20 protein-coding genes are annotated in these 24666 nt (G+C 65.1%); 12 read left to right on the top strand and 8 right to left on the bottom strand.

The genetic code is table 11. From position 1 onward, the window contains the following. Positions 1–54 precede the first annotated feature (54 nt). From NM203_RS03285 to NM203_RS03275, 3 genes are all read left to right on the top strand, one after another. A complete protein-coding gene (locus tag NM203_RS03285) occupies positions 55–885 on the top strand; it encodes an SDR family NAD(P)-dependent oxidoreductase (RefSeq protein ID WP_255058174.1) in 831 nt (276 codons plus the stop codon). A gap of 139 nt (positions 886–1024) precedes the next feature. Continuing rightward, a complete protein-coding gene (locus NM203_RS03280; RefSeq protein WP_255058172.1) occupies positions 1025–1288 on the top strand; it encodes a hypothetical protein in 264 nt (87 codons plus the stop codon). Between the two features lie 92 nt (positions 1289–1380). Then, entirely contained in the window at positions 1381–2526 is a 1146-nt protein-coding gene (locus NM203_RS03275) for an acyl-CoA dehydrogenase family protein (RefSeq protein ID WP_255058171.1), read from the top strand. A 36-nt stretch (positions 2527–2562) separates the two neighbouring features. Here NM203_RS03275 and NM203_RS03270 read toward each other — a convergent pair whose 3' ends face one another. The 6 genes from NM203_RS03270 to NM203_RS03245 form a co-directional block, all read right to left on the bottom strand. Continuing rightward, a complete protein-coding gene (locus tag NM203_RS03270; protein WP_255058170.1) occupies positions 2563–3489 on the bottom strand; it encodes an LLM class flavin-dependent oxidoreductase in 927 nt (308 codons plus the stop codon). 432 nt (positions 3490–3921) lie between these two features. Then, complete coding sequence (locus NM203_RS03265; RefSeq protein WP_255058168.1) at positions 3922–5373, bottom strand: flavin-containing monooxygenase; 1452 nt, start codon at positions 5371–5373, stop codon at positions 3922–3924. Positions 5374–5511: 138 nt separating this feature from the next. Further along, positions 5512–7065, bottom strand: coding sequence for an acyl-CoA synthetase (locus NM203_RS03260; RefSeq protein ID WP_255058167.1), 1554 nt, complete (start codon positions 7063–7065; stop codon positions 5512–5514). Positions 7066–7548: 483 nt separating this feature from the next. Continuing rightward, positions 7549–8100: a carboxymuconolactone decarboxylase family protein gene (locus tag NM203_RS03255; protein WP_303624151.1), complete on the bottom strand. Its 552-nt coding sequence runs from the start codon at positions 8098–8100 to the stop codon at positions 7549–7551. 49 nt (positions 8101–8149) lie between these two features. Next, entirely contained in the window at positions 8150–9247 is a 1098-nt protein-coding gene (locus NM203_RS03250; protein ID WP_255058165.1) for a zinc-dependent alcohol dehydrogenase, read from the bottom strand. Further along, on the bottom strand, positions 9244–10737 hold the full coding sequence (locus tag NM203_RS03245; protein ID WP_255058164.1) for an acetyl-CoA acetyltransferase: 1494 nt from the start codon (positions 10735–10737) through the stop codon (positions 9244–9246). Before NM203_RS03245 ends, NM203_RS03250 begins: the two co-directional genes overlap by 4 nt. Positions 10738–11016: 279 nt before the next feature. Here NM203_RS03245 and NM203_RS03240 point away from each other — a divergent pair, with 279 nt between their 5' ends. The 3 genes from NM203_RS03240 to NM203_RS03230 all read left to right on the top strand — a co-directional run bounded on the left by NM203_RS03240 (position 11017) and on the right by NM203_RS03230 (position 13497). Continuing rightward, on the top strand, positions 11017–11454 hold the full coding sequence (locus NM203_RS03240; protein ID WP_255058163.1) for a MaoC family dehydratase: 438 nt from the start codon (positions 11017–11019) through the stop codon (positions 11452–11454). A 434-nt stretch (positions 11455–11888) separates the two neighbouring features. Continuing rightward, entirely contained in the window at positions 11889–12713 is an 825-nt protein-coding gene (locus NM203_RS03235; RefSeq protein ID WP_255058162.1) for an enoyl-CoA hydratase/isomerase family protein, read from the top strand. Positions 12714–12726: 13 nt separating this feature from the next. Then, positions 12727–13497, top strand: coding sequence for an enoyl-CoA hydratase/isomerase family protein (locus tag NM203_RS03230; RefSeq protein WP_255058312.1), 771 nt, complete (start codon positions 12727–12729; stop codon positions 13495–13497). Between the two features lie 88 nt (positions 13498–13585). Here NM203_RS03230 and NM203_RS03225 read toward each other — a convergent pair whose 3' ends face one another. Continuing rightward, positions 13586–14764, bottom strand: a complete 1179-nt coding sequence (locus NM203_RS03225; protein ID WP_255058311.1) for an acyl-CoA dehydrogenase family protein — start codon at positions 14762–14764, stop codon at positions 13586–13588. 141 nt (positions 14765–14905) lie between these two features. On the opposite strand from NM203_RS03225, the gene NM203_RS03220 reads away from it, so the two are divergent. The 4 genes from NM203_RS03220 to NM203_RS03205 all read left to right on the top strand — a co-directional run bounded on the left by NM203_RS03220 (position 14906) and on the right by NM203_RS03205 (position 21437). Continuing rightward, on the top strand, positions 14906–16507 hold the full coding sequence (locus NM203_RS03220) for an acyl-CoA carboxylase subunit beta (protein ID WP_255058161.1): 1602 nt from the start codon (positions 14906–14908) through the stop codon (positions 16505–16507). A 5-nt stretch (positions 16508–16512) separates the two neighbouring features. Continuing rightward, complete coding sequence (locus NM203_RS03215; protein ID WP_255058159.1) at positions 16513–18531, top strand: acetyl/propionyl/methylcrotonyl-CoA carboxylase subunit alpha; 2019 nt, start codon at positions 16513–16515, stop codon at positions 18529–18531. Between the two features lie 59 nt (positions 18532–18590). After that, positions 18591–19745, top strand: a complete 1155-nt coding sequence (locus NM203_RS03210; RefSeq protein ID WP_255058158.1) for an acyl-CoA dehydrogenase family protein — start codon at positions 18591–18593, stop codon at positions 19743–19745. A gap of 135 nt (positions 19746–19880) precedes the next feature. Then, complete coding sequence (locus NM203_RS03205) at positions 19881–21437, top strand: acyl-CoA synthetase (RefSeq protein ID WP_255058157.1); 1557 nt, start codon at positions 19881–19883, stop codon at positions 21435–21437. Between the two features lie 69 nt (positions 21438–21506). On the opposite strand, the gene NM203_RS03200 is transcribed toward NM203_RS03205, so the two are convergent. Further along, on the bottom strand, positions 21507–22673 hold the full coding sequence (locus tag NM203_RS03200) for an acyl-CoA dehydrogenase family protein (protein ID WP_255058155.1): 1167 nt from the start codon (positions 22671–22673) through the stop codon (positions 21507–21509). A gap of 19 nt (positions 22674–22692) precedes the next feature. Between NM203_RS03200 and NM203_RS03195 the strand changes: the two genes are divergently transcribed. Beyond that, positions 22693–23490 (top strand): FadR/GntR family transcriptional regulator, encoded by a 798-nt coding sequence (locus tag NM203_RS03195; protein WP_255058153.1) that lies wholly within the window; start codon positions 22693–22695, stop codon positions 23488–23490. Continuing rightward, the gene (locus tag NM203_RS03190; protein WP_255058152.1) at positions 23481–24644 is read left to right on the top strand and encodes a thiolase family protein; all 1164 of its coding nucleotides are present in this window, start codon (positions 23481–23483) and stop codon (positions 24642–24644) included. Before NM203_RS03195 ends, NM203_RS03190 begins: the two co-directional genes overlap by 10 nt. Positions 24645–24666: the final 22 nt, after the last annotated feature.

Genomic DNA, 24666 nt, shown 5'->3' with positions numbered 1-24666 from the left:
AGCACCAAACAGGCGCGGCCGCAGGCTGCACCCAGATCAAAGGACGGAACGAAAATGGGCAAGCTGGACGGCAAGGTCGCCCTTGTGTCGGGCTCCGGTCGGGGGATCGGGCGTGCCATCGCCGAGAAGCTCGCGAGAGACGGCGCCAAGGTCGTGGTGAACGACCTCGACCCGGATCCGGCGAAGGAGACCGTCACCGCAATCGAGACGACCGGAGGCGCTGCGGTCGCGTGTGCCGGAAGCGTGACCGAGGATGGCTTCGCTGAGCGTTTCGTCGGCACCGCGGTCGACGCGTTCGGCGGTCTCGACATCATCGTCAATAACGCCGGCTACACCTGGGACTCGGTCATTCAGAAGATGAGCGACGACCAGTGGGATGCAATCCTCGACGTGCACCTCAAAGCGCCGTTCCGGATACTGCGCGCGGCGCAACCGATCATCAGCGCCGCCACTAAGAAGGAGAAGGCCGCTGGCATCGTCGTACCGTGTCGAAAGGTCGTCAACATCTCGTCGATCGCGGGTACCGGTGGTAACGCGGGCCAGGCCAACTATTCCTCAGGCAAGGCGGGGGTCATCGGCCTCACGAAGGCGTTGTCCAAGGAGTGGGGTCGCTACAACGTCACCGTCAACGCGGTCGCTTTCGGCTTGATCCGGACCCGGTTGACCGAGGTCCCGGCCGGCGGCGACGGCAAGATTGACATCCAGGGCAGACAGCTGGCGGTCGGGGTCAATCCAGAGCTCCTGCAATCGATGGAGCACGGCATCCCATTGGGCAGGGCGGGTACTCCGGCCGACGCAGCCGGGGCGGTCTATCTCCTGTGCATTCCCGAGTCGGACTACGTCAGCGGGCAGGTCGTGGTCTGCGGCGGCGGGTTCAACGCCTGAGCTCGGCATCAACGGCGGCGCCGCCGACTACGGGACGGGATCCGCAGTCTGCGGTGCCCGACGTCTTTCGATCAGTTAAGTCGCACAACAGCTTTCGGGACGAACGACCTATGGCAGCATCGATCGTCGGTCCGCGTGTGTGGCGGGCGACGACCGGCTGCGGCCGATGACGATCACCAAGTTCGAGACGCTGCTGGCCGACCAAGGCTGCCCGGTGCGGTACCACACGCTCAACCGATTCGCCACGCAGCGTTGCGGTTTCGGCTGCAAGGACATCACGGTGCGGGTCGCCGATGGTGATTCCGGCGTGGAGTGCCAGATCGATTTCGGCTATCTGGGATGCTCACCGACGCCGCCGACGGGCGGCGTCGCGAGGCGCACGCGGGCGCCGATAACGCCGTGAACTGACGCCGTCCGTTGAGTTAACATGGCGTCACGCACCGTTTCGTCGTGACAACATTTCCCTGGCAAAGCTAGGTATGCAGGAGTCGCACAATGCACTACGCCCTCGACGAAGACCAAGAAGCGTTCCGGCGTGAAGTCGCAACCTTCGCTCAGAGGGTACTCGCACCGCATTATCAGGCCGATGACCGAGCCTCACGGATGCGCCCGGAGTTGCCCCGTCAGATGGCGGCCATGGGATTGACCGGCCTGCGCATTCCGGAGCGTTTCGGCGGCCAGGGTGCCGACGCCGTCATGACGGGTATAGCTGCCGAGGAACTCTCGCGGGCCGACATCAACGCCTGCTACGTCCTGCTGATCGCCGGCCTCGTCTCTGACATCTTGATCGCCAACGCCAGCGAAGGGCAGTTGACGCGTTGGCTACCTCCCCTCGCAGAGGGGACAGCGCTAACGGCGCTGGTGTTGACCGAGCCAGATCACGGGTCTGACGCGGCAAACCTGTCGCTGCGGGCACAGCGCGAAGGGGCGGGCTGGCGGCTGAGGGGCGAGAAGACGTCGATCTCAGGTGGAATGTCGGCAGACACTGGTGTGGTCTTCGCGCGCACGGGAGGACCCGGGGCTCGTGGGGTCAGTGCGTTCTACGTGGACCTGAACGACGAGCGGGTCGCGCGAACCGCACTCGACGACCACGGCGGCCGGGCCATCGGACGTGCTTCATTGCATTTCGACGGCGTATCGGTGGGTCGCGACGAACTGATTGGGGAAGAAGGCGCCGGGTTCGTGTCGGTTATGCAGGGCTTCGACTACTCGCGGGCGGTGATCGGCCTTATGTGTGTCGGTATCGCCCAGGCAGCGCTTGACGACGCGCTGGAGTACGCGCGCACGCGGCAGGCTTTCGGCAGCCCGATTGGTCGCCACCAGGGAGTGGCCTTCCCGCTGGTCGAGCAGGCCACCAGGCTGGCCGGAGCGCGCCACATCTGTTACGAGGCGTTGTGGCGCAAAGACCAGGGATTGGACCACACGGTGGCCGCGAACATGGCCAAGTGGTTCGCACCCAAGACCGCGGGCGAAGTCGTCCACCAGGCGCTGCTCACCTTTGGCCACGCTGGATGGGGCACGGACAGTCTGCAAGGCCAGCGACTGCGCGACGTGCTGGCGTTCGAAATCGCCGACGGAACGGCTCAGGTCGCCAAACTGGTTGTCGCACGCCACCTGTTGGGGCGGGAATTCGCTCCGTAGCCGGCTGCACGTTCGGGTTGGCGACGCTGCCGAATCTCAGGTTGTAGCCGCAAACCTCTCACGAACCGCGGCGAGGCGCTCGTACTGTGTCAGCACGTTCGCCGCAGTTGGCAGCATCACGAATGACTCGGCGCCGGCATCACGGTACTCCGCGAGCATGTCGGCCACCCGCGCCTCTCCTCCGATCACGCACCAACGCTCGATCGCCTCGACGGGCATGCCGTACTGACCGGCGACGAATCGTTGAAGCTCGGCACGACCTGCTTCCGCATCATCGGTAACGTGTACGAACGTCAACATCACCGTCGTGCACATGGGCCTGCGGAACTCCTCGGCATGCGCCCGTAGATCTTCCACAGCCGCACGCACTCGACGGGGAGTGAGCCACACCGCGAGCCAGCCTTGGGCGAGCCGAGCCGCGCGGCGCAACGCATGTACGGACCGGCCGCCGACCACCAGCGGTGGGCGAGACGATGGCACCGGGTCCAGCTGGGGAGAACGCACCGGAAGCAGTGGACCGGGATGGTTCACTGCTTCACCACGCAGCAGCGCATCGAGCACGATCATCGCCTCGTCAAGTCTGCGGCCTCGTTGTGCAACGGAGTACCCCGCGGCCTCGAACTCCACCGGGTTCTCCCCACCCGCGCCGACACCCACGATCAGTCGGTCGGGCGCGAGTGCGGCGACCGTCCCGAGTTGTTTGGCCGTCCATACCGGATTGCGCATCGGAAGGAGCAACACACCGGTGCCCAGAATCAGCCGATGCGTGACGGCAGCAACTGCCGCGAGTACCCCGCACGGTTCCAGCACCGGCGGATGGAAGCTCAAATGATCACCCACCCAGCCTGAGTCAAACCCAAGATCTTCGGCGAGGCGGGCCGCGGCCAGCAGCGGCGGTGCGCCCAACCGCAGCGGGTCGAAACTCGGAAGCATGACGCCGAACCCGGCGTCCTTCACCGTCACGGGCGAGTTCACGAGGCGCCGATCACGCGAAGCCGTTTGTCGCTCGCGGGAACGGTCTGCTCGAGCGGGGCTCGCCCTTGGACGGAAAAAGTAACGGCGATGGGTTTGGTCATCCTGGGTAATCCATTCGATTGAGTTCCACTGCAGCTCATTTCGGCCGTGTCGGCAGACCACGGCCATATGCGATGGTTGTTCGACGGTGGCCTGCCGTGACGGCTCTCGCCGGACGGTTCGGCAACCTCGGCGCATGAGCGGAATCGACGGCGTAGTCCGCCGGATCACCCGTGTCACCGACGCGCGCGTGTCGATGGCGCGCCCGGTTTGGGCTAGCGCGGTGGCATTCCTGATCGCCGGTGTGCTCACAGCGCGCGTCGGAGGAGCTGCGCCTCACCGGGCTCGATGAGCGGTCCGCTAATGTAAGCGAGGCGACGCTCATCGGACGTCGAAGTCTGCCAAGACAGGTGTACGCAGGAGTTCGCGGTGCCGCTCGGGAGTCCACGGGAACAGCTCGGGAAGCCCATCCTTGCCGAGATACCAGCTGCTGCACCCGCTAACCCAGATCGTCTGCGGCATAGCTGATTTCATGCTGTCGTTGTAGTCCCTGGTAGCGAGTGCGGTGGGTGCGGCGGATACGATGTGGCCCTCGCGGATCTGGTTGATCCACCACATCACGTAATCGGCCTGGTCCTCGGCTACCGGTATCAGCGACTGGTTGCCGATCGGCGAATGCGGACCCATCAGCATGAACATGTTCGGGAATCCAGGTACCGCAACGGACCGGTACGCCACAGGGCCATCGGCCCACGCGTCCTCGAGGGTGACCGCGCCTTCGCCGATCACCGTCAGCGGGCGCACATAGGCGCGAGCGTCGAACCCCGTTGCGTAGACGAGCAAGTCGAGCTCGTGCAACACACCGTCGGCGGTGACGACGCCGAGAGGCTCGATGTGGTCGATTGCCTCGGTGACCACCTCTACACCGGGTTGCTGGACAGAACGGTAGAAGTCCCATGCCATGACCTGTCGCTTGCACATAGGCTGGTCCCTGGGGGTGAGTTTCGCGCGTAACTGGGGGTCGCGCACTGAACGGCGCAAGTTCCATCGACACAACGCCTGCACCACGCGGCGCTGAACTCCAGGACGTATCGGCGCGCGACCGAAGAAGTGCCTGACTATCAGGCCCCAGAACCGATAGCTCAGACGGTTCATCACCGGCCAGCGTGTCAACGTTGCTCGGACCACAGGTGAATAACGCGGATTAGGCATCGGAAAAACCCACTGCGCCGTGCGCTGGAACATCGCCAGCTTATTCACCTTGCCGCCGAGTGCGGCAACGATCTGTATCCCCGTTGAGCCCGTCCCTATGACACCGATCCGCTTGTCCGCCAACCGAATCGAGTGGTCCCATCTAGCGGAGTGGAACACCGGCCCGGCGAAATCAGCCTGTCCGGGAATGTCTGGATAGCGCGGTACGCGCAGCACGCCGGTCGCGGTGACGAGCACGTCGAATGTTTCTTCGTCCTGGGCAGTGGTCAGCCGCCAGTGCCCGTCGTCGTACCGGGCAGAGATGACCTCGGTTCCGAACTTGATGTGCCCGCGAATGCCCCGTTCGTCGGCGACTTGCTGAAAGTAGGCCTGAATCTCAGGCCCCTCCGGCAGCAGATGAGACCAGTTCGGGTTGGGCCGAAACGAGTAGGAGAAGTACCGCGACGGGATGTCGCACGTCAACCCCGGATAGGTGTTGTCGCGCCAGGTGCCCCCGACGTCCTCAGCCTTCTCGAATATGGTGTACGAGTCGATTCCGGCGTCCTGCAGCTTGATCGCCATGCACAATCCCGACATGCCTGCACCGATGATTGCGACTTTCACGGGCCGTTGCTCAGTCACCACTACCACCTAAACCGAAGTGCCACGTCCACGATGTCCCGGTCGTCATCAGCGCTACGCGCGCTGAGCGCACCGACGACTTGGTCTTGTTCATAACCGGTGGCCAAGCTGCCATTCGGCAAAACGTGCGCACGGCACCTAGTAACTGTCCGCTTTGCTGGGGCGATCTTCGCCGAATCGTTCGCGGAGTTCACGTTTCAGCACCTTTCCAGCACCCGAGAGGGGCAGCGCATCGGCAAACGAAACCGTTCTGGGGGCCTTGTATCCGGCGATCCGGGTCTTGCAGAAATCCCTTAGTGCCTCGGCTGTCGCCGAGGAGTTCTCGGCCAGGACGACGACCGCGTGAACACGTTCACCCCAGAGCTCGTCGGGGACGCCGATGACCGCGCAAGCCGCCACCGCGGGGTGCTCGCACAAAGCGTTCTCGACTTCAGTCGAGTAGACGTTCTCGCCACCCGAAATGATCATGTCCTTGAGGCGGTCGACGAGAAACACATAACCTCGCTCGTTCATGTATCCCGCATCACCGGTATGCATCCACCCGTTCCGCAGCGCGCTCGCGGTCTCGTCCGGCTTGTTCCAGTACCCCAGCATCACGTTGCCGCCACGCGCGACGATTTCACCGATGTGCCCCGGCGGCAACTCCCGATCATTGGAGTCGAAGACTTTTACTTCGGCACAGGGCGCTGCGCGACCGGCCGAACGCAGTAGATCCGGACGATCGTGGTCCTCAGGACGCAGGAAAGTGGCCAGGGGAGACAATTCCGTCATGCCATAGCCCTGCATGAACCGCGCCGAGCTCATGGTCTTCATGGCACGCGACAGCACGGCCTCGGAGATTGGCGACGCGCCGTACATCACGTTCTGGAGGCTGGCGAGGTCGTACTCTCCGACGGCGGGATGGTCGACGACCATCTGCAACATGGTTGGCACCAGGAGTGCGTCGGTGACCAGCTGGCGTTCGATGGTCTGAAGGATGGCGGTCGGATCGAAAGTCGAGAGCATAACGTGGGTTCCACCGACGGCCGTCTGCCCAGCCCACGCGGCCAAGTCTGCGAGGTGGAACAGAGGGGCGACGTGAAGCAATCGCCCCTCAGAACTGAGAAAGCTTCCCACACTGAGCATCCCCAGCACAGACGTCATCAGGTTGGCGTGGCTGAGCATCACGCCCTTGGGTAGCCCAGTGGTGCCGCCGGTGTAGAAGACGCCCGCCAACTGATCGCCGGCGCGCCGCACGTCGTCGATGACTTCGCCGCTGCTGATGAGGTCCTCGTAGGAGAACATCCCCTCCGGCGTAGGAGAGTTTCCGCAGTGGACGACGGTGTGCAGGCCAGGATACGACGCACGCAGCGCCGGCACGGTCGGGCTGAAGGCGTCGTCAACGAACAGGACGTTGGTTTGCGAGTCACGGAGGGCGTAGCCGATCTCTGCGGGGCTCCACCTGATGTTGATCGGGTTCAGAACTGCGTCCGCCCACGGTACCGCCAACAGGTACTCGTGGTAGCGGTCAGAGTTGAGCGCAAGCATGCCGACGCGATCGCCCGGCTTGACACCAATCGAGTGAAGAGCGCTCGCCAGCTTCGCAGTTCGCTGGGCGGAACGGGCATAAGTAAATGTCCGATCCCCGTCGACGGTGGCGAGGCGGTCGGGATGTTGTTGCATCGCCCTGTGCAAGCCCTGAGTGAGATACATTGCGCTTCCTCCTCACACGCGGGGTGCGGGCTTGCGACGGAACACCTGATGGCGCATTGCGCTCGAACGTTATCAGACACTAACATTTCGGCGTCGAAGACAGGAGGCACTTCGGCTAGCGTCATGCCCGAGCGCAACCGACCACCGATTGAACTTCCGTAGGCGGGTGGCGCAGCCGACAGGCGAGTGACGACGTCTCGGCGTTCACGCAACGGCGGCGGCACACCCGTGGTGCCACCGTGAGCTGCGGCCGCCCAAGTGCTACGGACGGACGGGGTCGCCGACCGTTGGTTGGCCAATTTGGTGGCATACGTCGGCGGCCGCGTCCGTCCGCAACGCAAACCTTCGCGACCGACACCGACTCTCGGAGATAGCGCCCTGCGTATCCACCTCATATGGACCCGTCCCGACCGGCCCAATGCTGGCAACCACACACCGCCTGACGCGACGCACAGGGCCCGCGCCCCACACCATCGACGTGGTCTAACCAGTGGGAGGTCGAGCACCTTCTGGGGGCCACGGGTCGACGCCATCTTCGAGCGGAACGTCCAAGGACCGCAGCAGGGCGGAGAAAAGCCGCCAATTTCCGATCGCGGCGACGAGTTCGACGAGCACCGCTTCGTTCCCAAGCAATGCACGCTCACAGGCAGTCCAGGTCTCATCCGAGATCGTGCCGTCGCGCAAGGTCTCGTCGGTCGCCGCTAGTACCGCCCGCTCAACTTCGCCGAAGTGGTTGGTGTTCCGCCAGTCCCGCACCGCGAGCAGGTCATGCTCGGGCACGTCGAGCAACCGGGCAACCCTCCAGTGTTGCGTCCACTCATAGACCGAGCCGGTGACCCAGCCGATCCGCATGATGATCAGCTCTCGCAACCGCGCATCCAGCACGCCCTTCCATAGCAATGCCTCCAGCATTCCGTTCAGGGCGACCGCCACGCCGGGTTGATGGAGGGCGATTCGGAAAACCGACAATTCGGCCATGCCCTCAGGAATTCCGCATTCGGCGGCGCGCCGGCGAGCGTCCTCCGGATCGAGCATTTCAACCCGATTTCCCTTACTCACAATGGATCCTCTCGGTTGGACGCGGTCAGACACTGGGCGCAAAGACATTGTGCAAGGCGGGACAGTGCTCCGGCTCGGCTCCGGCGAGGGCGTCGAGCAACCGCGGCAAGCCCGCGAATCCCGTAACTTCTCTTGACAATTGAGCAAATGGCCAGCGCCCCGACACCAGTAATTCGATGGCGCTCCGGTAGGCGGGGTAGTCGACCCCCAGAGAGCCAAAGACGCGCAACTCCTTGAAGACGAGGAGGTCCGGCTCGAAGCCCGGTGCGCCGCCGCCGCCACGGGTGCCGGCAACTACCACGCGTCCGCCGGGCTGCGCGAGTGCGACGGCGTCCGCAAAAGCGCTTGGTGCCTTCGCCGTAACGTCGACGACCACGTCAGCGAGGCGGCCGGTGGCCCGTTGCAGGGCGTGCACGGGGTCATCCTGGGTGACGTCGATGGTCAGGTCGACGCCGAAGTTGCGTGCTGCGGCCAAACGAGGTCGGTCGCGAGGACCGAGTCCGGTCATCGCGACGAACTTCGCACCGGCCTCCTTGGCAGCCACGGCTGCGCAGATCCCGCGAATTCCCGGTCCGAGTACGACCACGACGTCGTCCGGCTGCGTCTCGGGCAACGTGGCTGCCCACTTGATCCCTGCGCCGAGTGGGTTGAACAACGTCGCGAGGATCGGATCGAGTCCGTCCGGGATGGGCAAGAGCATGGAATCGAACGGCAAGTGGAGGTGAGTTGCATAACCGCCCCACAGTCCGGGCGCGATCTCTACGTCGACGAAGCCGAACATCGTGGCCAGCCCGTTGCGTACGCACCTGCGATATTCGCCATGGCGGCACTCGTCGCACTCTCGGCATGATCGAAAGACCTCGACCGCGACTCGCTGACCCGGAGACACGCCCCAACGCGCTCGAGCGGCGTCGCCAACCTCTTCGATGACGCCGACCACTTCGTGTCCGGGGATGAAGGCGTAATCGGCAGGCAGGTGTCCGTCGAACTGTTCGTGGTCGGTCCCGCAGAGACCGCATGCCTCGATCCGAAGGAGCCCCGACTCGTCATCGACGCGGGGCACCGCGAGGTTACGCCGCTCGAGGGTGTGCGGTTTCGTCAAGACGAGCACGTCGGCGTTCATGACAGTTCGAACTCGACATGCTCGTCCCCGCCGCGAACGGTGATCGGGTAACCGACCATCATTTTCTTTGACATAGCCATTGCCACCTCTGGATCGTCGTTGCGTGCCGCGACGCGGCGGCCGTCGGGCAAGCGTGCGAACACCGGCACCCGTGACGGTCCGTGGTCGCGGTCGTGGACCACCGTGTACCCGTCTATCGTCGCCTTTCCGGTGGCGTCGGCTAGCGGAGCGACGGCAAGCGACGTGGCGTCGATTGCGGATTGCGCCCGGACCATGTCGGGTGTCTGCCATCCAGTTGGCGGCGGCGTTGCCGACCACAAACCCAACGAGTGCTTCGTGATGTACCAGCCAAGTCCGGACAGGAGTCCGACGGCGTCCGGCGCGCTTCGGCAGCGTCGTACCATTTCCGCGATCGAATGGCTGACGTAGTTGTTGCCCGGTCCCCCGTGGTAGGGCAATCCGCCCGTCACCGTGAATCCGCGGGCGTCCGCGGTGTCGAGATCGAAGGCTTCGATCGCTGCCTCGACCGCGGAAGGAAAGCACGAGTAGAAGTCAAACCACGTGACGTCGTCGATGGACAGTCCGCTGGCAGCGAGCACTGCGCCGCCAGCGGCTCTGATTCCCGCGGAACGGCCCAGATCCGGGCGCTGGACTGGGTAGTACACGTCATTGCAGGTGGCCGCCGACCAGGGAAAGACCCATCGGTCACGCGGCACTCCGAGTTCTTCCGCGACTTCGGCGGCCAAGAGGACGAAGGCGGCCGCCATGTCGACGGCGATGATGCTGTTGAGCAGCTTCGGGTACGGCTCGCACACCATTCGGTTGACCGGTGAGACCCCACTGAGTTCATCGGCACTGCGGGCGCGGGGAAACCAGGACTGTTCTGGATGTCGTGACGCCTCGAGTGTGAACGGAGCCATCAAACTGCCCAACCAGCGGCGTTGCTCGTCGAATGTTCTGCCAGCCCGTGCCGCCATCGCCGACTCGAAGATGGGGTACACCTCGTGTGGCCAGTGCAACCCGGCGCGCATCTCCGGTTCGCTGAGTCCCGGGCGTGCGTCACCCAACGATTCGTCGCGCCACGCAATGGCCATCGGCTCCAACGGCGCGTCAGTCGAGGTGATCCTGCGCGCTGACGCGCCACACTCTGCCCCGACAACCAACACGGCGTCGCTGTCACCGCGCCAAATACGATTGCCCAGTCTCTCGACCAGGTACTGGGGCGTATTTCCGCCGACCGGACAGCTGATGCGATGTTTCGGAGTAAGCCCGGTGGCTTCAGCAATTCTCGACGCGGGGTTGTCGCGCGGAATGAGCAGAATGCCGGGCGTCGCCACGGTGTCGATCCGATGTCCGATCGCGGCGCCGGCATCCTGCAGTGCTCGGCGAGCGGCCGCTGAAGCCAAATCGATGGGATCGGCGGCACCTTTGCCGCGGTGTGTCAACTCGCCGACTCCGACGACAACCGGAGTGCGTGGCGAAAAGACCACCGGGTTAGGTCACTTCCACGGTCAATGTCTCCATTTGTGACACATCTCCGATAGTGTCACAGCACGCTCGCGGAAGACAACTGCCCGTTCACTTCGTGTCTGGACGAACGGATTACACGTTCTAAAGCGCATCACTGGACGGAAGACGCCCGGACGGGCCCCACCGAATAGTCGTCCCATCCACAATGTCAGCGACCCGACGAAAGGACTCTCGTGACCTCAGTCCACCAATCCAGCGCCGAAGTCGAACCACTAGTTCGCGGAAGGACATGGGAAGAAATGACGGAAGGTTTCGACTTCAAGACCGCGAAGCGCACCATCACCGAGTCCGACCTCACGACGTTCATTAATCTCGGCGGTCTCAACGAACCATTGTTCTACGACGCCTCGCACGCCGCCGCGGGCGGATACCGCGGCAGGCTGGTCCCCGGCGCTCTGATCTACTGCATTGCAGAGGGTTTGATCGTGCAGACCAACTTCCTCAACGGCACGGGCCTGGCGTTCATGCACATGGAACTGTCGGTCAAGCGACCCGTATTCGTCGGCGACACGCTCCTGGCCCTCTGCACCGTCACGGAGTCGCGCGCGTCGAGCAAACCTGGTCGCGGCGTCGTCTCCGCGACAGTCAGCGTCCGCAACCAGCACGACGACGAAGTTCTGGTGTACACCCCGGTTCGGCTCATTCGCGGCGCGGACTTCATCGAGGGCGACGACTGAAATCATCTCCGCCGGAGTGTCTTTGGCGTGCACGTGAACTCGGGCGAGGACCGCACGACCTTCGCGAGTGCCCAAGTCTCCGTCGCGAGGTGGCATCGACGTTCGCTCAATGGCCCGTGCGTCGGTGTGAATCTTGCGCTTTTCCAATATGATCCAGGTTGGTCGGCTAGCGGTGAGCAGGCCAACTCCCGCGCCCGTGCATCGGGTGCAGCTGCCCCGCCGACGCGTGGTCCGACGGGATCTCGGCATACGGAAATGAAACAAAGAGCCCAATCAGCGTCGTCGAGAGGCCCCGGCGCGATTCGACCAGGCCGCCGGTGTGCGTCCGTTACCATTCCAGGACGCGACGATGGAAACCTCGGAGCACTAGTCCGAGGCCCGTTACTCCACCCAACGAGTGAGCAGCCGTTCTCAACGATGCAAAAGGGGCGTTCATGACCAACTACGACGACTTTCCGAGCTTGCGCTTCGAACCCACCGGTGACGGCGTACTGCATGTTGTGTTGGATGCGCCGGGGTTGAATTCCGTAGGCCCCCAGATGCACCGCGACCTCGCCGACATGTGGCCCACGATCGACAGGGACGACAGCGTGCGAGCCGTACTCGTCCGCGGTGAAGGCACGGCGTTTTCCTCCGGCGGCAACTTCGACCTGCTCGACGGCATGATCAACCACTACGCCAGTCGAGTCCAGATCATGCGCGAGGCACGCGATCTGGTGATGAACATGGTGAGTTTCGGTAAGCCGGTCATTTCGGCGGTCCGTGGCCCAGCCGTTGGCGCCGGCCTGGTCGTCGCAATCCTCGCCGACATCTCGGTGGTCGGCCGCACCGCGAAGATCATCGACGGCCATACTCGCCTCGGCGTGGCCGCCGGGGACCATGCCGCCATCTGCTGGCCGCTGATGGCGGGTATGGCCAAGGCAAAGTACTACTTGCTCACATGCGAGACGTTGAGCGGCGAGGAAGCCGAGCGCATCGGCCTCGTGTCCAAGTGCGTCGACGACGACGACGTCCTCACCGAGGCGACGAGGATCGCGGCAAACCTCGCCGCGGGGGCATCAACGGCGATCCGCTGGACCAAACACAGTCTCAACCAATGGTTCCGGGTCTTCGGGCCGTCCTTCGAGGCGTCGCTCGGACTGGAATTCATCGGCTTCGGTGGTCCGGAAGTCCGGGAAGGTCTCGCCGCGCATCGAGAGAAGCGCGCGCCAGACTTCACGAACCTGGGTTCGACGCTCGAATCCGCAAAGGTCGACTAACCCCGTGTCCACCATGATCGCCATCCGCATCGACGGCGCAGTGGCCTGGCTCGAACTCGACGGCGCCGACCGGCTCAATGCCATCGGCACGCAGACCTACATCGAGCTCGCTGCCGCGATACGCTCGCTGGAGTCACAAACCTCAGTGCGTGCAGTGATCGTGCACGGCTCCGGCCGCGCATTCTGCGCAGGCGCGGACATAGCCGAGATTCAAACCTTCAGTGGCCGTGACGATTTCACGGCCTTCCTTCGTGGTTTCACCGACGCACTCGACGTCCTCGTCGCCAGCCCGCTGCCCGTGATCGCCGCAATACACGGCAGTGCGTTGGGCGGCGGCCTCGAGCTGGCGATGGCATGCGACCTGAGGGTCGCGACACCCGATGCCGCACTCGGACTTCCCGAGGCCAAACTCGGCGTGCTCCCAGGCGCGGGTGGTACGCAGCGATTGCCGCGACTCATCCCTGTCGGGGTAGCCACCGAGATGCTGATGCTGGGCAACGTCATCAACGGCGAGCGGGCCCACGCCCTCGGACTGGTGAACCGCCTCTCCCGCGCCGACACTCTGCTTGAGACGGCGGGTGGCATCGCCGCGCAATTGGCCACTGGCGCAGCACGAGTCGCGTCGGTGACGAAGTCCCTCCTGCTGCAGACGGGCCATCTATCGACGGCAGAGGGAATTCAATGCGAACGCGACGCGGTTGCGGACCTCTTCGCCACTGCCGACGCACGCGAGGGCTTCCGTGCCTTCACCGAACGCCGCTCTCCGACCTTCGACACAAGGTGACGCGACGTGGTCGGCCCATAGGCAAATAACCGGAAAGGCTCAGGATCGGGCCAGGTTCCTGCAACGAATGGCCCCGGGGTTGGTTGGCTCAGAGGCCGATCCGCTTCGCGATGATCTCCTTCATGATTTCGGTGGTGCCTCCGCCGATACCCAGGATTCGCGAGTCGCGGTAGTGGCGTTCGACCTCGGTCTCGCGCAGATAGCCCATGCCTCCATAGAGTTGCACAGCTGTATCGACGGCAAGGGCGCAGGCCTCCACGGCCTGGTTCTTTGCCATCGAGACCATTCGAACGTCAGTGTCACCCGCGATGATGCGATCAACAGCGGCTCGGGTATAGGTGCGCGCCACATCTACGGCGGTGGCCATGTCGACGATCTTGTGCCGCACAACCTGACGGGTCGAGAGCGGACGGCCGAAGGTTTCGCGCTGCTTGACCCACTCCAGCGTCAGGTCGAGGCAACGCTGGGCGGTCGCGTAGCACTGTACGGCGATGAACGCACGCTCTACCTGGAACTGCTGCATGATCTGCAGAAAACCGCTGCCTTCCGGACCTACCAGGTTGGCTACCGGCACTCGAACGTCCGAGAAACCGAGCTCGGCGGTGTCGGAGCACAGCCAGCCCATCTTCCTGAGGGTGCGTGAGACCGCGAAGCCCTCGGTACCGCGCTCAACGACCAACAATGAGATGCCCGACGCCCCCGGGCCGCCCGTACGCACGGCGGTGGTGACGAAATCGGCCCGAACTGCCGAGGTGATGAATAGTTTCGCGCCGTTGACCACGTACTCGTCGCCGTCGAGGCGTGCGGTGGTCCGAATGCCGGCGACGTCGGAACCCGTGTCGGGCTCGGTGATGCCGAGGCTGCCGATCTTCTCACCGGCGAGTGTCGGCGCCACGAACTTGCGGATCTGCTCGGGATCGCCGTGTGCAGCCATGTGTGGGAGGGCGATGTTGTGCGTAAGCAGGCTGGCTAAGACACCTGACGAGCCGCCGGCCTCCATCACGGCTTCGGTGAGTAACACCAGGTCACGTAGGTCTCCGCCGGAGCCGCCGACCTCTTCCGCGAAACCGATGCCCAACAACCCCACGGCGGCTGCGCTGCGGTGCAGATCGCGGGGCAACTCGCCGGCCTCCTCCCATGCTTCAAGGTGGGGGACGATTTCCTTTCGGGTGAACGACGTGGCCAGGTCGCGCAACGAGATGCGCTCCGGCGTCGTCCACGGATCCACTGCGGCGTCACTCGCTTCGCGCTCTTCCGGCTTGATCATGGTCATCTGGGCGCGCTCCTGACGTTAAGCGTCCGGGCGAGGTGGCGCTCCGCACTTCGCCCCGACCCCGTTGTCATCGGATGTTACTAACCACTAACGTAGCCGGTTAAGAGATCGACGTCGATGTCATCTGGAGGAAAATTGGTTGACGTCCTGCCCGACCGGGTCGACATCCGCGCGCCGGAGTACCTCGAGAATCGCGAGGGACTCGCGGCGCAGCTCGATGCGATCGCTACGCAACTCGCACTAGCCAATGGCGGCGGCGGGGAGAAATACGTTGCGCGACACCGCAAGCGCGGCAAGATGCTGGCTCGCGAACGTGTCGAACTGCTGATCGACCCGGACACCGCGTTCCTGGAAATGTGCCCGTTTGCGGCGTGGGGCACGAAGTTTCCCGTCGGCGGCAGTGTCGTGGTCGGCATCGGCATCGTCGAGGGTGTCGAATCGATGATCATCGCCCACGACCCGACGGTGCGAGGCGGAGCCTCGAACCCCTATACCTTCCGCAAGGTGTTCCGGGGCATGGCGGTGGCCCGCGAGAACCGCCTTCCCATCATCAACGTCGTCGAGTCGGGAGGGGCGGACCTGCCCACTCAGGCCGAGATCTTCGTGCCAGGTGGCCAGTTGTTCCACGATCTCACCCAGCACAGTGCGCTCGGGCTGCCGACGCTCGCGCTGGTGTTCGGCAATTCGACGGCAGGGGGTGCGTACATCCCTGGCACGTGTGACTACGTGGTGATGGTCCGCAACAGGTCCAAGGTCTTCCTCGGCGGTCCGCCGCTGGTGAAGATGGCCACGGGCGAGGTGTCCGACGACGAGTCACTCGGCGGTGCGGATATGCACGCTCGTACCTCCGGGTTGGCCGACTACCTGGCTGAGGACGAGCAGGACGCCATCCGAATCGGGCGGCGCATCATGGCAAGACTGAACTGGCGCAAGCGTGGCCCAGGCCCAACTCAGCCGCCGACCCCACCGCTACTGGATCCCGACCAGCTCCTCGGGATCGCCTCGGTCGACCCCAAGGTCCCGTTCGATCCGCGCGATGTCCTCGCCCGCATCGTGGACGGATCGGCGTTCGACGAGTTCAAGCCGCTCTACGGAACCTCACTGGTCACCGGCTGGGCCTCGATTCACGGATATCCGGTGGGGATCCTGGCGAACGCTCGGGGCATCCTCTTCAGCGAGGAGGCCGAGAAAGCCGCCCAGTTCATTCAGCTGGCCAATCAGATCGACACGCCGCTGGTGTTCCTGCAAAACACCACCGGTTACATGGTGGGCGCAGAGTACGAGCAAGGGGGCATCATCAAAGACGGCGCCAAGATGATCAACGCCGTCTCGAACAGCACGGTCCCGCACTTGACGATCGTGATGGGCGCGTCCTACGGCGCAGGCAACTACGGGATGTGCGGACGGTCCTACTCGCCCCGCTTCCTCTTCGCCTGGCCCAACTCGCGTTCGGCCGTCATGGGACCGGCTCAACTTGCCGGTGTGCTGTCGATCGTCGCCCGCGAGTCGGCCGCCGACCGTGGACTCCCATTCGACGAGGAAGCCGACACCCAGATGCGCGCAGCTGTCGAGAACCAGATCGAACAGGAGTCGTTGGCACTGGCTAACAGCGGCAGGCTCTACGACGACGGGATCATCGATCCCCGCGACACCCGCACCGTTCTCGGTTTCTGCCTGTCCGTGGTGCACAACGACGAGATCCGTGGCCAGCATGGCTACGGCGTGTTCCGGATGTGATGGCGATGCCCGCAATCACGAAGCTGCTCGTGGCCAACCGGGGAGAGATCGCCCGGCGCGTATTTCGCACCTGCCGTGACCTCGGCATCGCCACCGTCGCCGTGTACTCCGACGCGGACGCGGACGCGTGGCACGTCGACGACGCGGACGAGGCCGTTCGGCTACCGGGCTCCTCGCCTGCGGAGACCTACCTGAACGGCGACCGGATAATCGCCGCGGCTCATCTGACCGGCGCTGATGCCGTCCACCCTGGTTATGGATTCCTCTCGGAGAACGCGGGATTCGCACGGGCTTGCGCCACCGCAGGACTCGTGTTCGTCGGCCCGCCGCCGGATGCCATCGACGCCATGGGTTCGAAGCTGACGGCCAAGGCGATGATGTCCGCCGCTGGCGTGCCGGTCCTACCGGGCGGCGATGCCACCGACTTGGCCGACGACGAGCTACGGAAGCTGGGGGCCGACATCGGCTATCCGCTACTGGTCAAGGCGAGCGCGGGTGGTGGCGGGCGGGGGATGCGCGTCGTCGCATCGGCCGAAGAGCTCGACGAGGCCGTTGCCTCGGCGTCCCGCGAAGCGAAGTCGGCATTCGCCGACGGCACGGTGTTCCTCGAGAAGTACGTGCAGCGCCCCCGCCATGTCGAGATCCAGGTCATGGCCGACATGCACGGCACCGTGGTCTCCCTATTCGAGCGGGAATGCTCGGTGCAACGGCGCCACCAGAAGGTCATCGAAGAAGCACCCTCCCCCGTCGTCGGCGAAGAACTGCGCGCACGGATGGGCGCCGCGGCGGTCGCTGCGGCGAGGGCGGTCGGCTACGTCGGCGCCGGAACCGTCGAGTTCGTCCTCGACGCGAACGGCGGCGATGACGACGACACATTCGCCTTTCTAGAAATGAACACTCGATTGCAGGTCGAGCACCCGGTCACCGAGTTCATCACCGGTCTCGACCTCGTGCGCCTGCAGTTGCTGGTGGCGATGGGTCGGCCACTGCCCGCCGAGGTTAGCGATCCGCAGATCACCGGCCACGCGGTCGAGGCCAGGCTGTACGCCGAAGACCCCACCGCGGATTATCTGCCTCAGACCGGGACACTGCGCACCATGCGGATTCCCAGCTATGCCGGGGTTCGCGTCGACTCCGGCGTGCGAGACGGCTCGGTGGTCAGCCACCATTACGACGCAATGCTGGCGAAGGTGATCGCCTGGGCCCCCACTCGTGCCGAAGCGCTCGGCACGCTGTCCGCCGCGCTCGCCGATGCTCGGATCCACGGACTCACCACCAACCGAGATCTGCTGGTCCGCGTTCTGCGACACAGCGAATTCGCTGGGCGCGGCACCGACACCGGGTTCCTCGATCGCCACGATGTCGCCGAACTCGGAGCAGCCCTCATCGATGGTGACGGGGAGGGCTTGCACGCCGTCGCGGCCACGTTTGCCCAGGTCGCAGCCCGCCGCGCCGCGGCCCCCGTCCAGCCGACGCTGCCCGCGGGGTGGCGTAACAACCCGTCCCAACTGCAAGCCACCGGATGGGCGACCGCCGATGGACGCGAGCGGTACGTGAGCTATGCGCTGCTACGGGACGGCGTCGAGGTGGAAGTCGATGGCAAGCGCATCGACGACGTCACCGTGCTCGCGCAGAACCCCGAACGGGTGGTCTTGGAGATCGGTGGACTGCGACGCGGCTACGACGTCGTCCTCGACGGCGACATCGCTTACGTCGACAGTCCTGCCGGGTCCACGACGTTTACCACGGTTCCGCGGTTCCTCGACCCGAGCACACTCAAGCCGGCAGGGTCGCTGATGGCGCCCATGCCGGGGTCAGTCATTCGCCTGCCTGTTTCCGCAGGTGACACCGTTACTGCAGGGCAGGCTCTGGTCGTGCTGGAGGCGATGAAGATGGAGCACACCATCGCCAGCCCGCTCGACGGAGTCGTCGAGGAGCTGTCGGTGGAGCTGGGTCAACAGGTTTCCACCGGCGACCCGCTCGCCGTGGTCGGCGCTGCCGACTCTGCCGCAGAGGAAACCTGAGGATGAACACCCACCCGTCGCCGGTCCCGGCAGCGGGTGCCCCTGAAGTGAGGAGCGAAATGGAACTGCACGAGACCGAGGAACGGCAGGCTCTCCGCAAGGCCGTGTCCGAGATCGCCAAGGACTACGGGCATGAGTACTACGTGGCCAAGTCTCTCGCTGGCGAAAAGAGCACCGAACTCTGGCAGGCCGTCGGCAAGCAAGGATTTCTCGGGGTGAACATCACCGAGGAGTACGGCGGCGGCGGCGGCGGCATCTACGACATGCAAATCGTCGGTGAGGAACTCGCCGCAGCAGGCTGTCCGCTGCTGATGACAGTGGTCTCACCCACCATCTGCGGCTCGATCATCCAGGCTTTCGGCAGCGACGAACTCAAGGCTCGCTGGCTGCCGGGGATTGCCAGCGGCGAGATCATCATGTCGTTTGCGATCACCGAGCCCGATGCCGGCTCGAACTCGCACAAAATCTCGACCCATGCCAAGCGCGTCGGCGAGGAGTGGGTACTCAACGGCACCAAGTACTACATCTCCGGCGTCGACGAGGCAGAGGCCATCCTGGTCGTCGGCCGGACCGAGACCGACGATCACGGCCGGGGACGGCTGAGCCTCTTCGTCGTACCGACAGATGCGCCAGGGCTGACCAAGACCATCATTCCGGTGCAAGCCGTGACGCCGGAAAAGCAGTTCACTCTGTTCTTCGACGACGTACGGGTGCCCGCCGAGAACCTGATTGGCACTGAGAACGACGGTCTGCGTCAGGTGTTCATGGGCCTGAACCCCGAACGCATCATGGGCGCTGCCCTGGGGAATGGCATCGGGCGTTATGCGCTCGACAAGGCATCCACCTACGCGCGCGAGCGCAAGGTGTGGGACGTCGCGATTGGATCACACCAAGGCGTGTCACATCCCCTCGCGCACGCCAAGATTCAGCTGGAACTGGCCCGCCTGATGACCCAACGGGCGGCGGCGCTGCACGACGCCGGCGACCCAGAATCGGGCGAAGCGTCGAACATGGCCAAGTACGCTGCAGCCGAGGCTGGCATCCTGGCGCTTGATCAGGCAATCCAGACCCACGGTGGCAACGGGATGGCCACCGAGTACGGGCTGGCCACCCTATGGGGCCCTGCTCGCCTGATGCGCACCGCGCCAATCAGCCGAGAGATGATCCTTAACTACGTCGCGCAGCACAGCTTGAAACTGCCACGGTCCTACTGAGATTCTTAGCCCGCCGCTACCCGCCTCGGCCGCCGGGGCGGACCTGGCGGGGACTAGGCATGCGTAGAAGGTCCGGCCCTCACCGAGTAACTCCCGATACAACGAGCCGCCGATGTGGCAGCAGAGGAGTCATGCGTGGATCGCGGTATCGGCCAGTGGGTCGCCAAACGGGCCTTCCTGAACGGGCAGCGCACAGCATTTGTCCAAGGTGACAAGCGCTTCACCTTCTCGGACCTCGAACGCCGCACGAATCAGGTGGCTTCGAGCCTGCTGCGGCTCGGCGTCCGCAAGGGAGACCGGGTAGCCGCACTCTTGATGAATTCGGTCGAGTTCGTCGAGATTCTCCTGGGCAGCGCGAAGATCGGCGCGATTATGGTCCCGATCAACGTTCGCCTCGCTGGTCCGGAAATCGGCTACATTCTCGCCGACTCGGGCGCCGACGTTCTCGTCTTCCACGAACCGCTCGCCGCACCGGCGATCGATGCGCTGGCCGGGCCGGGAGTTCGGGTTCGCCACACCGTCCGAGTCGGAGGCGCCGCGGCGACCGGCGAGATTGCCTACCCCGACCTGCACGACAGCGGCGCCCCGGAACCTCTCGACGGTGACGTTGGCGGCCGCGACCCCGCGTTCGTCATGTACACCTCGGGCACCACCGGTCGTCCCAAAGGCGCCATCCTCACTCACGACAACCTGCAGTGGAACGCCATCAACGTGATGGGCGCCGACACGGGCCTGCACGGGACCGACGTCACCGTGGCCGTCGCCCCGATGTTCCACATCGGGGGACTGGGCGTGCACACGCTGCCATTGCTCTACGTCGGTGGTACGAGTGTGATCCTCCCCTCATTCGACCCGGTGTGCACACTCAAGGCAATGGCCGAGAGTCGGGCCACAATCCAGTTCATGGTGCCGGCGATGTGGTCGGCACTGACCCAGGTTCCCGATTTCGACTCCTACGATCTCTCGGCACTGCGCTTTGCGATGGGCGGCGGCTCGCCCGTGCCGCTGACCGTCATCGACTTCATGCAACAGCGCGGCGTCAGCTTCACCGAGGGATTCGGAATGACCGAAACCGCTCCCATGGTCTCGGTCCTAGATGCCGCCAGCGTCACCACGCGGGCCGGCTCGATCGGCCGGGTCGCGATGCACGTCGACGCCCGAATCGTGGACGACGACGACCGGGACGTACCGATCGACACCGTCGGCGAACTCCTGGTGCGCGGGCCCAACGTGTTCGCGGGATACTGGATGATGCCGTCGGCCACCGCGGAGGCATTCCGGGGCGGCTGGTTCCACACCGGCGACCTCGGTCGGATCGACGCCGACGGCTACATCACGCTGGTCGATCGCAAGAAGGACATGATCATCTCGGGCGGCGAGAACGTCTACCCCATCGAAGTGGAGCAGGTGCTGTTCCGTCACCCCGGTGTGCTGGACGCCGCGATAGTGGGTGGTCCGGACGAGAAGTGGGGCGAGCGCGTCGTAGCCGTGGTGGTGGCCGACCCAGCCGCGGAGAGGGAGCCCACCGCCGACGAATTGATCGCCTGGTGCCGCGACCGGTTGGCGCACTTCAAATGTCCGCGCGAGGTGCACCTCACGACCGAACTGCCCCGCAACGCCACCGGCAAGCTCCTCAAGACCGAGCTGAGAAAGCGCTTCACCGGCGTCCAGGGCGGCGTCGTCGTGCGCTGACGTGTTCAGCGAGATTGCAACCACAGCTGTTCAATGCGGACCCGGCGAGCGGCGGCCCGTCCTGCGTGGTCAGCCCACGTGCTCGCGGCCTATGAGGTGGCGGGCGATTACCAGCTTCTGGATCTGTGGTGTCCCATCGCCAATCTGTAGCCCGCTGACGTCGAGCAACAGCTGTTGTAATGGCATCTCGGTGGACCACCCGACATGCCCATGCAGAATGATGCAGTCGTTGATCGCTTGGACCGCGATGCGCGGTGCCCACCATTTGCACATCGCCGCCTCCCTGGAATGCGGCCGCCCGGCCGCCCGCAAACCGAGCGTTCGGTAGCACAGCCAGCGCGCCGCCTCGAGCTGGGTGTCCCACTCGGCGAGTGTGAACGACACCCCCTGATAGCTGGCAATCGGTGCGCGGAACGCCTCACGCTGACGCACCCACTCGATGGTGGAGGACATCGCGCGGTGGGCGGCTCCAAGCACCATGAGACCCAGCAACGCCCGCGTGAGGTCGAAGTCGGCAAGCTGAGCGGCTAGGCCGCTGCCGCCGTCGGTGATCTCGTGGTCGGCCGGAACGAACGTATCGTCAAAGCTGAGTCCGACCCGGCTCAGCGGCCGGAAGCCGGGGTCGGCAAATCGTTGCCGGCTGATCGTCGGGTCGTCGAGCGAAACGAGCAATCGCCGTGTGCCACGGGAGCGCTGCGCCGGGTCGACGGTGCCGACGACGATTGCATGGCTGGAGTGGGCGCCGAGGGTCACCGAGGTCTTCTCCCCCGCCAACCGGAAACCGCCGTCGACTGGCCGGGCGCGTACCGAAGTCCCGGCCGCATCAGAGCCGCCTCGAGGCTCGGTCAGCGCCAGGCACACCACCTGCTCGCCAGCGGCCACCGCGTGCACTACGGGCTCGCCCACATGCGCGGGTAGGCCTGCGAGCAGGCCGTCGAGAAGTACGGAGCCGAATATCAGGTAGGCAAGGTTGAAGTCGGAACGGGCAATCTGCTCGCAGGCGATACCAACCGAAATGACGTCGGCATCCTGTCCCCCGTGGGCGGCGGGGAGCGTCATCCCGAGCAGCCCATGCCTACCCAGTGCCCTGAGCTCGTCCCAGCACATTTTCTCCGAGGTCGCTCGCGCGAGATAGCCGTCGTAGAACTCCCGACGCCCCAGCGCCCCGACCGACGCCTCGAATTCCGCGTGCTCAGGGGAAAAGACGAACGGGTTATCTGGTGTACCAGATTGCATCGAACTAGGCTACGAGACCATGGCAGGTCTGTCGAGCGTCGAGAGTCCGACCACGGCCACGTCAGGGAACTCCATACCCCGGGTGACGGCGCGCCGAATGATGCGCGAGGCCGTCGCGCGGCGGCTCGTTCCCGGTGATCGCCTGGCATCGGAGCCGACCCTGATGCGCTACTTCGACGTTTCGCGCGGATCGCTGCGAGAAACGCTGCGCGTGCTGTCCTACCTCGGCGCCATCGACGTCCGCACAGGACCCGGTGGCGGCGCCCGAATCGCGCGGCCCGGGCCACGCGTGGTCGGCAGTGCGTTGGCCATCGCGTTGCAGTTCCGCGGCACGACCTTGCGCGGCCTGCTCGAGGCGCGCGCGGTGCTGGAGCCCCTTGCGGCCCGGATGGCCGCGCAACGCAGGGATGCGACAGACTTCGCCATGCTGCACGCCTGCCATGCCCGTCTCACCGCGTCAACGGAACCCGATCGCCGACAGCGCGAGCGCCTCGAGTTTCACCGACTCCTCGCGGCCGCCACCGGCAATGACGTACTCGAGCTGGTCCTCACCGCACTGGCCTGGATGGGTGACGCGCTCGACCAGACGGAACCGGAGCAGGGGGATCGATCCGATGAGGCGCGCGGCTCCCTCCTGGCCGCGATTGGCTCGGGCGACGCCGCCAGCGCGTCCGAATACGCAATCACCGTGCTCTCCGCCACGACCGACCGGCTGCGCGAGGGTGCGGGGCGACCCCTCGATCAGCGGGTGCTGTGGCCCGACGTGGATGAATTACCTGACCTCCAGGAAAGAAGGGATGTCGCGACGTGGACGTAGCGATCATCGGCACCGGTATCACCCGGTTCGGCATGTTCGTCGATACCCGGTTGCGCGAACTGGCCGCCGAGGCAGCCGACGCAGCGCTAGCAGATGCCGGGGTCGGCCCCGAGGCGATCGGCCTAGTCGTCTTCGGCAACGCCGCTGCCGGCGTCCTCACCGGACAGGAGATGATCCGGGCTCACACCGCACTACGCGGATCGCGCGTAGCGGGCAGACCGATGCTGTCGGTCGAGAACGCTTGCGCGTCCAGCTCCAGCGCATTTCATCTCGGGGCCATGGCCGTCTCCTCGGGTGCATACGACCATGTCCTGGTCGTCGGGGCCGAAAAGATGACCAGCACGGACCGCACACGCGCGCCGCGGGCGCTCGCCACTGCCGTCGACGTCGAATTGGTCGGGCGGCAGGACGGCTCCCGCCCGGTGTTCATGGAGATCTACGCGGCCGAGGCGCGCGCCTACCTCGAGCGGACCGGGGCGTCGGTCCGCGATCTGGCGCTGGTGGCTGCCAAGAGCCTTCACAACGGCAGCCTCAACCCGATCGCGCAGAACCGCACTGCGCTCACCGCCGACGAAATCTTAGCCGCGCGCACGATCGTCGACCCGCTGACGCGGCCGATGTGCTCCTCGATCGGCGACGGTGCAGCCGCTTGCGTGCTGACACGAACCGACCTGGCCCGTCGCGGCGACCGAGCGTCCGTGAGAGTGCTGGCCTCGGCGGTCGGGGCGGCACGGGTCGGCGACGACGGCGACGTTGTTGGCCGCACCGCCCGGGTCGCCTTCGAGCAAGCTGGAGTAGGTCCAGACGGCATCGACTTGTTCGAGGTGCACGACGCCGCATCACCCGCCGAGCTCGTCATAGCCGAGGAGATTGGCATCGCCCCGCCGGGCGAGGGTGCCAAACTCGCCCGCGACGGCGCCACGGGCATTGGCGGCTCGACTCCGGTGAACGTCTCCGGTGGACTGCTGGCGCGCGGCCATCCGATCGGCGCCACCGGAGCGGCTCAGCTGGTGGAACTCGCCGATCAGCTGCGTGGCCGAGGCGGCGCACGCCAGGTGCAGGGAGCGCGAATCGGTCTTGCCGAGAACGCAGGCGGTTCCTTGGGCGACGGGCCCGCAGCATGCGTCGTCACGATCCTCTCCGCTCCCGATTAGGCGATGGAACCACCCGCGGTCC

It is taken from the genome of Mycolicibacterium arenosum, assembly GCF_024320865.1.
Lineage (GTDB): Bacteria > Actinomycetota > Actinomycetes > Mycobacteriales > Mycobacteriaceae > Mycobacterium > Mycobacterium arenosum.
Note: the sequence above shows the minus strand (reverse complement) of the source record. Positions and strands in the feature narration are given on the sequence as shown.